General features: G+C 27.4%; 14 protein-coding genes. 13 read left to right on the top strand and 1 reads right to left on the bottom strand.

Annotated features, from left to right (window positions below):
- Positions 1 to 142: 142 nt before the first annotated feature.
- From IR151_RS17015 to speB, 6 genes are all read left to right on the top strand, one after another.
- Complete coding sequence (locus IR151_RS17015; RefSeq protein WP_227436759.1) at positions 143 to 982, top strand: MerR family transcriptional regulator; 840 nt, start codon at positions 143 to 145, stop codon at positions 980 to 982.
- Between the two features lie 97 nt (positions 983 to 1,079).
- Positions 1,080 to 2,384 carry an MATE family efflux transporter gene (locus tag IR151_RS17010; protein WP_227436758.1) on the top strand — a complete coding sequence of 435 codons (1,305 nt, stop codon included), beginning with the start codon at positions 1,080 to 1,082 and terminating at the stop codon, positions 2,382 to 2,384.
- Between the two features lie 528 nt (positions 2,385 to 2,912).
- Positions 2,913 to 4,388 (top strand): aminotransferase class I/II-fold pyridoxal phosphate-dependent enzyme, encoded by a 1,476-nt coding sequence (locus tag IR151_RS17005; RefSeq protein ID WP_227436756.1) that lies wholly within the window; start codon positions 2,913 to 2,915, stop codon positions 4,386 to 4,388.
- A gap of 60 nt (positions 4,389 to 4,448) precedes the next feature.
- Positions 4,449 to 4,862, top strand: a complete 414-nt coding sequence (speD, locus tag IR151_RS17000; RefSeq protein WP_227436754.1) for an adenosylmethionine decarboxylase — start codon at positions 4,449 to 4,451, stop codon at positions 4,860 to 4,862.
- A 35-nt stretch (positions 4,863 to 4,897) separates the two neighbouring features.
- Positions 4,898 to 5,749: a polyamine aminopropyltransferase gene (gene speE, locus IR151_RS16995; protein WP_227436752.1), complete on the top strand. Its 852-nt coding sequence runs from the start codon at positions 4,898 to 4,900 to the stop codon at positions 5,747 to 5,749.
- Entirely contained in the window at positions 5,739 to 6,617 is an 879-nt protein-coding gene (speB, locus tag IR151_RS16990; protein ID WP_227436751.1) for an agmatinase, read from the top strand. The genes speE and speB overlap by 11 nt, the downstream gene beginning before the upstream one ends.
- Positions 6,618 to 6,790: 173 nt before the next feature.
- Here the strand turns inward: speB and IR151_RS16985 are convergent, their stop codons facing one another.
- Positions 6,791 to 6,991, bottom strand: a complete 201-nt coding sequence (locus IR151_RS16985; RefSeq protein ID WP_227436749.1) for a cold-shock protein — start codon at positions 6,989 to 6,991, stop codon at positions 6,791 to 6,793.
- Between the two features lie 466 nt (positions 6,992 to 7,457).
- Between IR151_RS16985 and IR151_RS16980 the strand changes: the two genes are divergently transcribed.
- The 7 genes from IR151_RS16980 (at position 7,458) to dinB (ending at position 15,937) form a co-directional block, all read left to right on the top strand.
- Positions 7,458 to 8,948: a 4Fe-4S dicluster domain-containing protein gene (locus tag IR151_RS16980; protein WP_227436747.1), complete on the top strand. Its 1,491-nt coding sequence runs from the start codon at positions 7,458 to 7,460 to the stop codon at positions 8,946 to 8,948.
- A gap of 262 nt (positions 8,949 to 9,210) precedes the next feature.
- Positions 9,211 to 10,707 carry a 4Fe-4S dicluster domain-containing protein gene (locus IR151_RS16975; protein ID WP_227436744.1) on the top strand — a complete coding sequence of 499 codons (1,497 nt, stop codon included), beginning with the start codon at positions 9,211 to 9,213 and terminating at the stop codon, positions 10,705 to 10,707.
- Between the two features lie 170 nt (positions 10,708 to 10,877).
- Complete coding sequence (locus IR151_RS16970) at positions 10,878 to 11,792, top strand: MBL fold metallo-hydrolase (RefSeq protein WP_227436742.1); 915 nt, start codon at positions 10,878 to 10,880, stop codon at positions 11,790 to 11,792.
- A gap of 120 nt (positions 11,793 to 11,912) precedes the next feature.
- A complete protein-coding gene (locus IR151_RS16965) occupies positions 11,913 to 12,104 on the top strand; it encodes a hypothetical protein (protein WP_003418667.1) in 192 nt (63 codons plus the stop codon).
- Positions 12,105 to 12,327: 223 nt separating this feature from the next.
- Positions 12,328 to 12,678 (top strand): DUF6483 family protein, encoded by a 351-nt coding sequence (locus IR151_RS16960; protein ID WP_227436740.1) that lies wholly within the window; start codon positions 12,328 to 12,330, stop codon positions 12,676 to 12,678.
- A gap of 261 nt (positions 12,679 to 12,939) precedes the next feature.
- Complete coding sequence (locus tag IR151_RS16955) at positions 12,940 to 14,445, top strand: DUF1846 domain-containing protein (protein ID WP_227436738.1); 1,506 nt, start codon at positions 12,940 to 12,942, stop codon at positions 14,443 to 14,445.
- Positions 14,446 to 14,839: 394 nt separating this feature from the next.
- Positions 14,840 to 15,937, top strand: a complete 1,098-nt coding sequence (gene dinB / locus IR151_RS16950) for a DNA polymerase IV (RefSeq protein WP_227436736.1) — start codon at positions 14,840 to 14,842, stop codon at positions 15,935 to 15,937.
- Positions 15,938 to 16,101: the final 164 nt, after the last annotated feature.

The following is a 16,101-nucleotide window of genomic DNA, read 5'->3' as shown; positions in this document are numbered from 1 at the left end:
GAAGCTTTTAAAAGCTTCTCTTATTTTTTTATAATTCTATCATTATTTTATTATTTTTAATATATAAATATCAATATAAAATTAATTAAAAATACAATTAATTTTTATATTGATATTTATAGGTTAATGTAGTACTATTTTAATGCAAAATATAAAGGGAGGGGATAATATAAAAACATATTTTTCAATAGGAGAAGTGTCTAGACTTTTTGATTTATCAATAAAAACTCTAAGATACTACGATAAAGTAGGTATATTAAAACCAGCATATGTAAATCAAGAAAATAAATATAGGTATTATTCAAGAGAACAATTTATGAGTATAGATGTAATTAAGTACTGTAAGATTATGGGGATGGCTCTTGAAGATATAAAAAAATTAATTGATTCAGACAGTTCAATTGATTCTATGATGAATACAATTGATAGACAAAATAAAATGATAGAAAATAAAATAAAAGAACTATCAGATGTGAAAAATTATCTAAATGATATAGAATTTAAAGTAAATGAACTGTTAAAATATGATTTAAATAATGTATTTATAAAATACAATAAAGAAAGAAAAGTAAATGTATATAAATGTAATTCAAAGGATGAAGTGGAACTTGAGATGTATCTGAGACATATTATTTTACACATTCAAGATAAGTATAATGATGTATATCCTATAATCTCAGGTAGTATTTCATATGAGAAAGTAATCAAAGAAGGTAAAGCATTATTATATGATGATATAGTAGATTTTAAAGAAAGAGAAGAATATGAGAATGAGCATATTTTACCAGCAGGTGAATATTTAACAATTATATATGATGATAATTGGAATAATGCCTATGATTATTATCAAAAAATAATAGATTATGCAAAGAATAATAATATAGAACTTGTTGGAAATTTTAATGAAATATGGATGCTTTCCAGAGTAGATTCAGATACAAAAGAAAAGACATTGGTTCAATTAGAAATAAGAAAAAAATAGTATACAAAAAAACTTGACTCTACCCTCAGAGGATAGATTAGTATTTTATATAGTGAAATAATATTTATTATAATAATCTATGGGAGGGAGATTTTTAATGGCAAAAAAATTTTTAGAGTATGCTATACCATCAGCTCTTGCTATGTTTGTATCATCATTTAATACAATATTAGATGGAATATTTTTGGGAAAAGGACTAGGCGATTCAGCACTTACAGCTGTTAGTATAGTAATGCCTCTTGTAATGGTATTTTTAGGATTATCCAGTTTAATGGCAGTTGGAGGAGGAGTACTAGTTTCCAAAAAATTTGGTTCTAGAGATGATGAAAGGGCTGTAAATATATTTAGACAAGTGATAAAAATCTTAATAATAGGTAGTTTATCTCTTACAATAATTTGTATACTTTTTTCAGAACATATAGTTAGAATTATGGGAGCAACAGAAAATTTAGTAGGATTATCTTCTGAATATTTAACATTTTATGCTATTTTCTGTCTACCAAATTTGCTAGGTCTTGTTTTTTGTAGTTTTTTAAGAAATGATGGAAGACCAAAACTTGCTATGATAGCTACTGTGTCAGGAACAATATTTCATATAACTTTAAATTATCTATTTATATTTAAGCTTGGATTTGGTGTAAAAAGTGCAGCAATTGCAAGTGGCTTAGGTCAACTATCTACACTTATAATAATGTTACCTCATTTTATGTTTAAAAAAGGTAAGTTATCTTTTGGTTCAGCAAAGATAGAAAAGGATGTTTTAAAAGAATTATTTAATATAGGATTTCCCTCATTCTTTGCAGAGAGTGCTTTTTCAATAATTATACTTGCACATAATATAGTTTTGACAAGAGTTGTTGGAGATGTAGGTCTTTCTGCTTATGCTGTAGTAAACTATGTAACTACTAATATTTATAATCTCTTAATGGGTATAACTTTAGGTGTTCAACCACTTATAAGCTATAATTTTGGTTCTAAAGAAAGTAAAAAAATGTTAGGCTATTATAATATGGCAACAAAAATGAGTTTCTTTGTATCTATAATGTTTACAGTAATATGTTTTTTATTTGGAAAAGAAATTATAAAAATATTTACAAGTGATAGAGAAATTATTTTAATGGCCTATGTTGCACTTAATATGGCTAATTTAGCCTATCTTATGATTGGGAAGAATTTGACAACTATGATGTATTATCAGGCGATAGAAATGCCAGTACATTCTAATATTATAGGCGTTTTACGTTCAATCCTACTGTTGCCAATTATACTACTTGTTTTTTCTAAGTTATTTGGAGTAAATGGAATATGGGTAAGTATGGCTGTTTCAGAACTTTTAACAGTTATAATTATGAGTAAAGTAGCAAATATAAAGGAATGTACAAAAAATGCTATAAGTCTATAATGTTATGATACTATAAATCTAGAGTAGTGAATTTATTTACTACTCTATTTTTGTTTGTACAAATAGAATTTATTCTATAGTATTAGATTAAATTTTAATAATTTTTATAAAAAATTTAAATCTACAAATATGAAAATTATTTAGTTACACTAAACTATGGATTTTAATATATAAAATAAAAATAGTATAAAAGTTTAGTAATAGAATACATACTAATTAAAAATATTAAACTTAAAGCGTTAGTAAAACTTGAAAAAAATAAAAATAAGAAATTGACTAAAAATAAGAAAGTTTACAAATACTAATTTTAAAAAAAATTAATATAAACAATAAAAAATATAAAAGTTTATAAATATTGATAACACTAAGGTATAGGTTTTTGATAATAAATAAAAAAATACTTGTAAAAATACTTGTTTGTTAATATAATAAATATCATGAGTTTAATAAAAGTAAAAATAAAAAATAGAAATAATAAATAAAAACAATGAAAATATTAGAATATAGAGAGGGGATGAATTTAAAGTCATGGACAGTGAGTTCGCAAATGCAGTTGAATTGAGCTATGAATGTGCTCCATTATTGGAATCATTAAAAGAATATTCAAAAAGAGATATAGCTTGCTTTGATGTACCTGGACATGTGAAAAATAGAGGTGTAGATATATTAAATAAATATCTAGGTGAAAATCTCATGAAAATGGATATAAACTCATCACCCACTATGGATAATGTATCTAATCCAACTGGAGTCATAAAAAATGCACAAGATTTATTAGCACAGGCTTATATGGCTGATGAAGCATTCTTTATAACTAATGGTACTACACAAGCAATACATGCAATGATTTTAAGTGTAATAAATCCAGGAGAAAAAGTATTGCTACCAAGAAATATTCATAAGTCAGTAATAAATGCTTTAATACTTTGTGGAGGAATACCAATATTTATACAACCAGAATTTGATGAGCAATTAGGTATAAGTTTAAATATTACTATTGATAAAGTTAGAGAGGAAATAGAAAAAAACTGCGATATAAAAGCTTTATTTTTACTTAATCCAACTTATTATGGTGCTTGTGCAGACCTTGAGAGCATCATAGAATTATGTCATAAAAATAATCTTTTAGTATTAGTAGATGAAGCTCATGGTGCTCATTTTCCATTTCATTTAGATTTACCTCCTTCTGCAATAAGTTTAGGAGCAGATATGGTGGCTGTAAGTATACATAAAACTGGAGGAGCATTGACACAATCTTCAGCACTTTTATTGAATAGAGAAAATATAAGAGTTGAAAAAGTACTTCAGTCAATCAACATGTTACAGTCTACATCTGCATCTTATTTACTTATGGCAAGTATAGATGGAGCAAGAGTTAACCTAGTTGAAAATGGAGAAGAACAATTATCAAAAGCATTAAATTTATCTAGATATGCAAAAGCTAGATTAAATAAAATAGATGGAATAGATGTTTTGTCTACCGAAATATTAAAAAGAAAAGGTGTTAAATTTATAGATGAAACTAAATTATGTATAAATGTAAAAGGGTTAAATTTAACTGGTTTTGAAGTGTATGATTTGTTGTATAAAAAGTTTTCAATTCAAGTAGAACTAGGCGATTTGTACAATATCTTGGCACTTGTGTCTATTGGAACCAACAAATCAGATATTGACAGATTGGTTAAGGCTCTTTCTATAATTGAAAAAAATTATAGAAAAGAAACCAAGTTAAATGAGTTTAATATGATTCAAATAAATCCAACTATTGAGCTTAATCCGCGAGAAGCTTTTTATGCATCTAAAGAAAGCATAGATATTAAGTCATGCATAGGTAGAATTTGTGGAGAATCAATAATGGCATACCCACCAGGCATACCAATTGTTACTCCAGGAGAATTAATAACAAAAGAAATTATGGAGTATATTGTTTTTTTAAAAAAGAGTAATGCATATTTGACTGATATGCAAGATAAAAACTTAGATACAATACTCGTTATAAAATAAATTGTGTTATTGGATAAATACAATAGTACATATAAATATGTAAAAGGAGTTGGGATTGAAATGAAATTTGAAACACTAGGAAGACATATACTAGTAGAATACTATAACTGTGATGAGAGTATACTTAAAGACCCACATCTTATAGAAAATTTTATGAATGATTCAGCATTAAACGCAAAGGCTACAATTGTTGATTCTGTATTTCACCATTTTAATCCTTGGGGGGTTTCAGGTGCTGTAATAATTGCTGAATCTCATTTGACAATACATACTTGGCCTGAATATGGTTATGCAGCGGCGGATTTTTTCACTTGTGGTGATATAGACCCATGGAAAAGTTTTGAATTATTGGAACAGCTTCTAAAATCAGAAAGAAGTGAGTCCACAGAAATTCCAAGAGGATTGACAACAAAAATAAAAAAATATTCAAAAAAAGATTTAGGTAAAATCACTCATAAACCTGAAGCAGTATAAACGTAAAATAGATAAATGAAAGTGAGGATTATTATATGGAACTTTGGTATACAGAGGAATGGACAAAAAATGTAAGATTTTCTATAAAAGTAGATAGACATTTGTTTGAAGGAAAATCTGAATTTCAAAGAATAGATGTGTTTGATAGTGAGGAATTTGGTAAGTTTCTGACAATAGATGGTTTAATGATGGTGACATATAAAGATGAGTTTATATATCATGACATGATAACTCATGTTCCTATGGCTACAAATCTAAATATCAAAAAAGTCTTAGTTATAGGTGGTGGAGATGGTGGTACAGTAAGAGAGTTAAGTCGTTATCCTAAAATAGAAAAAATTGACATGGTTGAAATAGATAAAATGGTTGTGGATGTGTCTAAAGAGTATATAGATATATGTTCATGTAAATTAGATGATGAAAGAGTAAATTTATATTTTGAAGATGGAGTTAAATTTGTTAAGGAAGCTTATGACAAATCTTATGACCTGATAATAGTAGATTCAACTGACCCAATAGGACCAGGAGAAGGACTTTTTTCAAATGATTTTTATAGAGATTGTTATAGAATACTAACTGATGATGGAATTTTAGTAAATCAAAGTGAAAGTCCTTATTTCGAGTTTAATGCTAAGGAAATGAAAAGAGCCAACGATAAGTTAAAAGGGATATTTCCAATAGCTAAAGTTTATCAAGCACATATACCAACATATCCATCTGGACATTGGTTATTTGGCTTTGCTTCAAAAAAACTAGACCCAATAAAGAATCAAGATAGAGATGGCTGGGAAAAATTAAATTTAAAAACGAAGTATTATAATAGTGATATCCATTTAGGTTCATTTATGTTACCTCAATATGTAAAGGAGATGCTAAATGAAGAGTAATTTCTATCATATAAATACATTTATGGGTATGGATAAAAGTTATGAAGAATCAAATCTGATAGTGTTTGGAGTAGGGTTTGATGGAACTACTTCAAATAGACCTGGAGCTAGATTTGCAAGTAGCTCAATGAGAAAAGAATTTTATGGTCTTGAGACATATAGTCCTTTTTTAGACTTGGATTTAGAAGATTATAATATATGTGATTATGGAGATTTGGAAATTAGTGTTGGAGATACAGAACAAGTTTTGAAAGAAATATATGATGAAACTGCTAGTATAGTTGAAGATTTAAAGATTCCATTTATGATTGGTGGAGAACATCTAGTTACTTTACCAGCCTTTAAAGCAGTTTATGAGAAGTATAATGATGTGTATGTAATTCATTTTGATGCTCACACAGATTTAAGAGAAGAATATAATAACAGTAAAAATTCTCATGCAACAGTAATTAAAAGAGTATGGGATATTGTTGGAGATGATAAAATATTTCAATTTGGAATAAGGTCTGGAACAAGAGAAGAATTTAAGTTTGCAATAGAACAAAAACATACCTATATGGAAGTCGGTGGAATAAATACATTTGAAAAGATAATTAATAAATTGAATGGGAAAAATGTTTATTTAACTATAGATTTAGATGTGTTGGATGCATCTGTATTTCCAGGAACAGGCACGCCAGAACCTGGTGGTATAAATTATAGAGAATTTCAAGATGTTTTTAAGATTATAAAAAAATCTAATATAAATATAGTTGGTTGTGATATTGTAGAGCTTAGCCCTGATTATGATACGACAGGAGTATCAACAGTTATAGCATGCAAAGTATTGAGAGAATTATGTTTAATAATATCAAGTAAATTTAGGTAGAGAAGTCTGTATAAATAATATACTATAAAATAAAGAAGTTACTTTAAATAAGTTGTTTTAAGCTTAGCACTTTTTTAAGGTAACTTCTTTATTTTTTAAACAATAAATTTAAACAATAAAAAAGAGCCTTATGTAGCTCCTTTTTCTAAAATATATATATTTAAATTAAATAATTATATTCTATTTACGTTTTCAGCTTGAGGTCCTCTATTACCTTGAGTTATATCAAAGCTAACCTTTTCGCCTTCTTCTAAAGTTTTGTATCCATCAGTTTGTATAGCTGAGAAATGTACAAAAACATCGTCTTCTCCTTCTACTGATATGAATCCAAATCCTTTTTCACTATTAAACCATTTTACTATTCCGTTTTTCATTATAAAAAAACCTCCGCTTTATTAAAAAATACAAACTAAATAAATTAAGTCTGTTCTATTAATATAGCATAAATTTAAAAAAAAAGCAATTGAAATTTTAAAAAAAGTTAATCAATTTTATAATTTAAAAAAATTTATTAAAAAATATATTAATAATGAAAGAAAATAAAATAGAAATCTGAGAGAGTCTGGTAAATTTAATATCAAAAAATGTAATATATAAATTGAAAAATAAAAAATAAAATTTAAAAAAATAATAAAAAATATTATAAAATAGGTTAAAAATAAAATTTAAAAATAGTGAAATTTCAGAAATATCACTATTATTATATAATAAAATAAAAAAACAATATATGAATTCGATAAAATAAAAATTAAATATATAATATTTTACATATATATTAATAAAAGGAAATATTATGCTATAATAATACCGTATAAAATTATTTACGGGGGTGGTATTAACATGTTTCAATTTGAAACACAAATACACAAATTAAGACATGATGTTTTAACTGCAATAGCTAGGCTTGGAAAAGAAGATAACCTTACAAGAGAAGCAATGGATAATATTCAATATGAAATAATAAAAGGCGAGAAACCTACATACAGATGTTGTGTTTATAAAGAAAGAGCTATAATATCTGAAAGAGTAAATGTAAGTATGGGACTATTGCCAGGTCAAGATAAAATAGATTTAGATACAATGGATGTAGGAGAAGATGAACAAATAATATATATTTTAGAAGCAGCATGTGATAGTTGCCCAATAAATGAATTTACAGTAACTGATATCTGTAGAGGTTGTTTAGCACATAGATGTAAAGAAGCTTGTAAATTTGGGGCTATTACACATGTTGGAGGAATGGCTTATATAAATCATGAATTATGTAAGGCTTGTGGAATGTGTAAAAAAGCTTGTCAGTATGATGCCATCTCAGAGGTTGTAAGACCATGTAAGAGCGTATGTCCAACTAATGCTTTAGGGTTTGATAGAGAAAATATGAAAGCTATGATACATGAAGATAAATGTTTAAACTGTGGTGCTTGTATGTCAGCATGCCCATTTGGAGCGATATCTGATAAGAGTTTGATAGCTCCAGTAGCTAGAAAATTAGTACAAAAAGAAAAAATGTACGCAGTAGTAGCTCCAGCTATAACAGGTCAAGTTGAAGCAAATGTTACATATGGTCAAATAAAAAATGCTATAAAATCATTAGGTTTTGTCGATGTACTAGAGGCAGCTTGTGGAGCAGATGCAGTTACAGTTCATGAAAGTTTAGAGTTTGCTGAAAGAATGGAAAAAGGAGACACTTTTATGACAAACTCTTGTTGCCCAGGATTTGTTGGTTACATAGAAAAGACATTCCCAGACCTTGTAGGAAAAATATCTTCTACTGTATCTCCTATGATAGCTAGTGGAAGATTTATAAAAAATTATGAACCTGATGCAAAAGTAGTATTTATAGGTCCTTGTACAGCTAAAAAGAATGAAGCAGCTAAAAAGGAATTAAAAGGAGCTGTTGACTATGTACTAACTTTTGAAGAAATAATGGCACTATTTGAAGCCTTTGATATAGACTTAGCTAAGTGTTCAAATGAAGATATAGATGATGCATCAATATTTGGAAGAGGCTTTGGTGCTGCTGGTGGACTTACAAAAGCTATAGAAAATTATCTTGCTGAAAAAGGTATTGGAGTTAATTTCGAACCTGTAAAAATTTCTGGTTCAAGAGAAATTAAGAAGACAATGACTATGGCTAATTTAGGGAAATTAGAAGGAAACTTTATAGAAGGTATGATGTGCGAAGGTGGATGTATTAATGGTTCTGGTAAGTTCTTACTAGGCACAAAAGCTAAAGCTACATTTGATAGAAAAAATTCTCAATCAACTAAGAAAAGTGTTTTAGCAAATACAAAAATAAAAGATTTTAGTGATATAAATCTAGAAAAATAAATCTATAGATAATCATAAAAAATATAGATGGAGAATAGAGTTGTTCTAAGTTGTAATTTAACATTAGGATAACTCTATTTTTATTTAGATTTATATCAAGATGTTTAAGTACTTAAAATAAAAATTAGATATATAATATTTTGTATATAACTTAACAAAAACTATGCCTGTGTTATAATAATTTATGGAAATAAATAAAAAATACAATATACATAATAGTATAAATATAGGTGAAATAGGTGATTTATAGGGAGGAGTACTTATGTTTGAGTTCGAAACACAGCTAAAAAGATTAAAACATGAAGTTTTAACAGTTGTAGCAAAGTTATCAATTGAAGAAAATTTAACAAAAGAAAATATAGAAAAAATTCCATATGAAATAATTAAAGGAGAGAAAGCAAGATATAGATGTTGCGTTTATAAAGAGAGAGAGGTAGTTCTTGAACGAGCACAGCTTGCACTGAGTTTGACACCAAATGCTAAATATGAAAATATAAATCCAGATTCAGTAAATTTAGGTTCTAATGAGCAAATTATGTATATAGTAGAAGCTGCATGTGATAGATGTCCAATAAATGAATTTACAGTAACAGAACTTTGTAGAGGGTGTTTGGCACATAGATGTAAAGAAGCTTGTAAGTTTGGAGCAATTTCTTATATAAATGGAAGAGCTTATATAAACCATGATTTATGCAAAGCTTGTGGAATGTGTAAAAGTTCATGTCAATATGATGCTATCTCAGAAGTTGTAAGACCATGTAAAAGTGTATGCCCAACTGGGGCGTTAGATTTTAACAGGGATACTATGAAGGCTATGATACATGAAGATAATTGTATAAATTGTGGTGCATGCATGTCAGCCTGTCCATTTGGAGCAATATGTGACAAGAGTTTGATAGCACCAGTTGCAAAAAAACTTGCAAGAAAAGAAAATATGTATGCTATAGTAGCTCCAGCAATAACAGGTCAAATTGATAGTAATATTACATATGGACAATTAAAAAATGCTGTAAAATCACTAGGATTTATAGATATGATAGAAGCTTCTTGTGGAGCAGATGCAGTTACAGTTCATGAAAGTAATGAATTTATTGAAAGAATAAAATCTGGAGATAAGTATATGACCAATTCATGTTGTCCTGGCTTCTTTAAGTATATAGAGAAGATGTTCCCAGATGAAGTTGATAAAATATCTTCTACAGTATCACCTATGGTAGCCACAGGAAGATTCGTAAAAAAATTTGATTCTGATGCTAAGGTAGTATTTATAGGTCCATGTACTGCAAAAAAGAGTGAGGCAACTGAGGAATGTTTAAAAGATGCAGTAGATTATGTACTTACTTTTGAAGAATTAATGGCATTATTTGAAGCTTTTAATGTAGATTTGTCAAAATGCTCAAATGATGATATAAATGATGGTTCAATTTTTGGAAGAGGATTTGGAGCATCTGGTGGGCTCACAAAATCAATACAAAATTATATTGCTGAAAAAGGTATCAGTTTTGATTTTGAGCCTATAAAAGTTTCTGGACCAAGACAAATTAAGAAAACAATGACAATGGCTAAATTAGGTAGATTAGAAGGTAATTTTATAGAAGGAATGATGTGCGAAGAAGGCTGTATTAATGGAGCTGGTAAGTTCTTATCAGGTGCAAAAGCTAAAAATACTTTTGATAGAAAAAATGGACAGTCAACTAAGAAGAGTGTTTTATCTAATGATAAAATAAAAGAGTTTGAAGATTTAAATTTAGAAAGATAGTATTAATTAATATTTTAAAAAATACTTAGTTACAATTATAAAACTAAACTATTTGTTATATTTAATGCCACAAATATGCCTAGAATTTGCCCTTTTTCTAGGTGTATTTTATTATGTCAGCATTGCTATACTATAAATATGTAATAAATAAAATTTATAGGAGCTTTTGGATGAAGAAAATAATATTAAAAGACATCATGTTTTTAATTACAACAGTATCTTTGATTGCAGCTCTATTGATTGTAGTAAATGTAACTGCTAATGGTAAGACAGAGTCAACAAGTAAATCTTATTTAGGTAGTGAGAAAAATAGTATGAGTCAAAATAATATTCAAAATGATATAGGAAATACTGCATTTAAAACTACTATACTAAATACTGGAAAGTCAGATTGCATATTAATTGAGATAGGCAAAAAAGCCATAATGATTGATACAGGAGAAGATAAAGATGGTGAACAAATAGTTAATAAGTTAAAAGAAAAAGGAATAAATACACTTGATTATCTAATTTTAACTCATTTAGATAAAGACCATATAGGTGGAGTTGATAGTGTGTTGTCCAGTGTTAAAGTGAATAATTTAATACAAGCAAATTATAAAAAAGACAGTAAACAATATGATGAATATGTTAACTCACTTAAAAAAACTGGTATAGAGCCCATAATATTGAAAGAAAAAATGAATATTGTAGTTAATAATGCAAATATAAGCATACAACCAGCTTTAAAAAGTGAGTATGAGAGTTCAAACGATTACTCAATAATCACTAGTATAAATTATGGCACACACAATTTTTTATTTGCAGGAGATGCAGAAGAAGAACGTTTAGCTGAATTTATAAGTGAAAATACTTTAAAATACGATTTTGTGAAAATTCCTCATCATGGAAGGTATGATAAATTAAGTGAAGCATTTTTAAAATCTATTTCACCAAAATATGCTGCTATTACTTGCTCACAAAAAAAAGAACCTGATAAAGAAGTATTAGAAATATTAAAAAAATTAGATATAAAAACTTTTCTTACTTATAATGGAGAGATAGTTATAGATAGTGATGGAAATAAATTAAGTGTAAGTCAATAGTGTTTTCTGAAAAATTGTATAAAAAAATTTAAAAAAATCATTAGCAAATATAAGACCTTAAACATAGTATATTTTAGGAGCTGAAACTCCACATACAAAATAACTAGGAGGTAACATATTATGTTGGATAGATTTTTTGGTGAAGGCGGATTTGGCGGATGTGCTTGGTGGATAATAATATTATTTTTCTTATTCTTAGCATTCCAAGACTGTTGGGCTGAGATGGACTTATGTGCATGGATACCTTTCTTAATATTATTATTAATACTTTGCGAATGTGGTGACGTTTTTGATGGAGGATGTGGATGCTAAAAAAATCAATTTAAATGATTTAAAAAAGCTTATGGTGGGTATAAACAAAATACCAAACCAATCACAATCTAGTGTTTGAAGGTAGTCGGAGATCCCCCGCTACCTTCTTTTTTTTATTATTTAAAATTTATTTATTCATCATTTTATTTACATACAATAATTTTTTCTATAAAGTTTGGTATAATTAAAAAGAAAATAAATTTTATTTATAGGAGATGTAAATATGGCTATAGTGGATAAGATTTTCAATGAGATAAAATTGATGGTTGCAAGATTCTTATTGGGGAAAAAATACAGTGAATATGAAGAGAAAGATTTAGTATATAATACTGAAGAAGAAGTTATATTAATAACTTTGAAAAGATTAGTTTTCCAGGGAAATGTGAATGAAGCAGAAGAAATTTTATTTGATAAAGCTAAAACTGTAAATAGTGAAAATATGCAGTATATAGCAATAGAATTTTATACTATGCTTATGGAAAAAACTGATGAAGAATTAGAGGCTATGAATTTTTCTAAACAAGAAGTTTATCAAGGTATAGAAGATATTAGGAAAGTTTTAAATTTAGAATAAAGCATGTATAAAGATATTAAAATAAATTAATGTTAAGATGAGAATATTATATTTTATATATTTAAATATAATATTCTTATTTTATTAATAATATAAGTATATCTTATTTACCATAAAACTATCTTGAAAAAAATTAATCTTAAATGTATAATATTACTTTGAGTGAAAAAGTATTAACATTTTTTTATAAGATGTTTTACTAAAAAAATATATATAAATATACTGTTATCAAAAAGAAATTTAATTTAGTGAGGTGTTAAGATGAAAATAGGATTTGACCACAAAAAATATTTAGAAGAGCAGTCTAAATATATCTTAGAAAGAGTAAATAATTTTGACAAGCTTTATTTGGAGTTTGGAGGAAAATTAATGGGAGACCTTCATGCAAAAAGAGTACTTCCAGGGTTTGATGAAAATGCAAAGATAAAAGTATTACAACATATGAAAGAAAAAGTTGAAGTTGTAATTTGTGTGTATGCAGGAGATATAGAAAGAAATAAAATAAGAGGTGACTTTGGTATCACTTATGATATGGAAGTTTTAAGATTAATAGATGATTTAAGAGGTTATGAGCTAGATGTAAACAGTGTAGTAATCACTAGATTTGAGGGACAACCTGCAACGACTGTATTCATAAATAAGTTAGAGCGTAGAGGAATCAAAGTTTATAAACATTATCCAACAAAGGGATATCCTTCAGATGTTGAAACTATAGTTAGTGATGAAGGATATGGAGCAAATGATTATATAGAAACTACAAAGCCAATTGTAGTAGTAACAGCACCAGGACCTAATAGTGGAAAACTTGGTACTTGTTTAAGTCAGTTATACCATGAAAATAAAAGAGGAAATGTAGTTGGATATTCTAAATTTGAAACATTCCCAGTTTGGAATATACCTGTGAAACATCCTTTAAACATAGCTTATGAGGCAGCTACAGTAGATTTAAAAGACGTAAATATGATAGATTCATTCCATCTTGAAACGTATGGTGAAATGTCAGTAAACTATAATAGAGATTTAGAGTTATTCCCAGTGCTAAAAAAAATAATAGAAAAAATAACTGGAAAAGAATCAATTTTCCAATCTCCAACTGACATGGGTGTTAATAGAGTTGGTTTTGGAATAATAGATGATGAAGTAATAAGAAAAGCTTCTATAGAAGAAATTATAAGAAGATACTTTAAAACTGCTTGTGAGTATAAAAAGGGACAAGTTGATAAAGGTGCTTATGATAGAATGAAAATGATTATGGAAGAGCTTAATTTAAAGCCAGAAGATAGAAACGTTGTTTTACCTGCTAGAAATTACAGTAATAAGTTAAAAGAAAATGCTGATAAAAATGATACTTGTCCTGTAGTGGCACTAGAATTAGAAGATGGGACAATATTAACTGGTAAAGGTTCTGACTTAATGAATGGAACAGCAGCAGCAGTACTGAATGCAATTAAGCATTTAGCTAATATATCTGATGATATGCACTTAATATCACCTGTAATATTAGAGCCTATTATAAATTTAAAAACAAAAACTTTAGCAAGTAGAAATGTTTCACTTAGTTGTCAAGAGGTTTTAACTGCTCTTAGTATTTGTGCTGTAACTAATCCAACTGCACAATTTGCTATGGAAAAGTTAGCTTTATTAAAAGGGTGTCAAGCACATTCTACTACTATATTAAATAGAGATGATGAACAAACATTTAGAAAGCTTGGTATAGATGTAACTTGTGACCCAGAGTATCCTTCACAAAATCTTTACTATAGCTAAAAATATAATTATACAAAAAAATATGGGCTGTTTTAAAGTAATAGTTTGAGCAGTCCATTACAATTATAATAAAATCAGTAGACTGTCTTGTATAAGGCAGTCTTTTATTTTTAAAACATCCCATTTAAATTAATATATATACTGTTATCCATAAGGAATTTTAATTTAGTTCCTTGGAATACCTATTGTAAAGCTTTTACCTAGTTTTTGCAAGTGTTTTTTATGATTTTTTATAAATTGTATTGAATTAATTGATTATAAACTGTTTTAGTAAGAGAAAGTATTGACATATAAATAAAATAGATGAAAAAATAGCATAAAGAAACATAAGTTTGGTATAATTAAAACAGTGATGTAAATAAATTTAATCTAGTTATACTTTAAGGTGATAAGAATGGAATTTTATAGAAAAATAATTCATATAGATATGGATGCTTTTTATGCGTCTATAGAACAAAGAGACAATAAAAAATTAAAAGGTAGACCTGTGGTTGTTGGTGGAAATCCACAAAGCAGAGGAGTAGTTGCAACGTGTTCTTATGAGGCTAGAAAATTTGGCATACATTCAGCTATGCCATCCACTGTAGCTTATAATAGATGTCCATATGCAGTTTTTGTAAGACCTAGATTTGAGGTATATAAAAGTGTATCAAATCAAATAAGAAATATATTTTATAGATACACAGATTTAGTAGAGCCACTATCTTTAGATGAAGCATATTTAGATGTAACAAAAAATAAAAAGAATATTGATTCATCAATTGAAATAGCAAAGCAAATTAAAAGAGATATATTTAGGGAAGTTGGACTTACATCTTCAGCAGGTATCTCATATAATAAATTTCTTGCTAAGATAGCATCAGACTTAAAAAAGCCTAATGGTTTGACTGTAATAAATGAAGAAAATGCTCAGGATTTTTTAGATAAATTGCCTGTAAATAAATTTTTTGGTGTTGGAAAAGTCACTTCAAATACTCTTAAAAATTTAGGGATAAAAACAGGATATGATTTAAGGTGTTTAGATTTATTTGAACTTGAGAACATATTTAAGAAAAAAGGATATGACTTATATAAATTTGCAAGGGGTATAGATGATAGACCAGTAGAGCCAAATAGAGTTAGAAAATCTGTTGGAGCAGAGACTACACTAAGTCATAACTTGGATATTGATGAAGAAGAAACACGTAATATCCTTGATGAACTTTGTGAGGAAGTGTGCCATAGATTAAAAAACTCTGAGAAATTTGGAAAGACGTTGACATTAAAAGTTAAGTATGAGGATTTTACACAGATAACTAGAAGTCTTAGTTTAGAACATTATATTGATGAATATAATGATATAAGAAATGGTGTTGACAATTTATTGAGAAATGTTGAAATGAATGGAAAACAAATTAGACTATTAGGAGTTACAATATCAAACTTAAGCGACAAAAAAGAAACTTACAAAGACATTACTTTATTTGAGTATATGGATAGTATTCAGCGATGACTATTTGTTTAAATGAATGAATTAACACTAGCCTTAATTATATATAATTAAGGCTAGTGTTGTATTGTTTTATTAAGATTTTTTTATTTTTTTTTATATCTTTTAAATTTGAGTATTGTATACAAATACTTGATATTTATAGTAATGTTTACTAATATGTATTA

Source organism: Clostridioides sp. ES-S-0006-03 (genome assembly GCF_020662275.1).
GTDB lineage: Bacteria > Bacillota > Clostridia > Peptostreptococcales > Peptostreptococcaceae > Clostridioides.
Note: the sequence above shows the minus strand (reverse complement) of the source record. Positions and strands in the feature narration are given on the sequence as shown.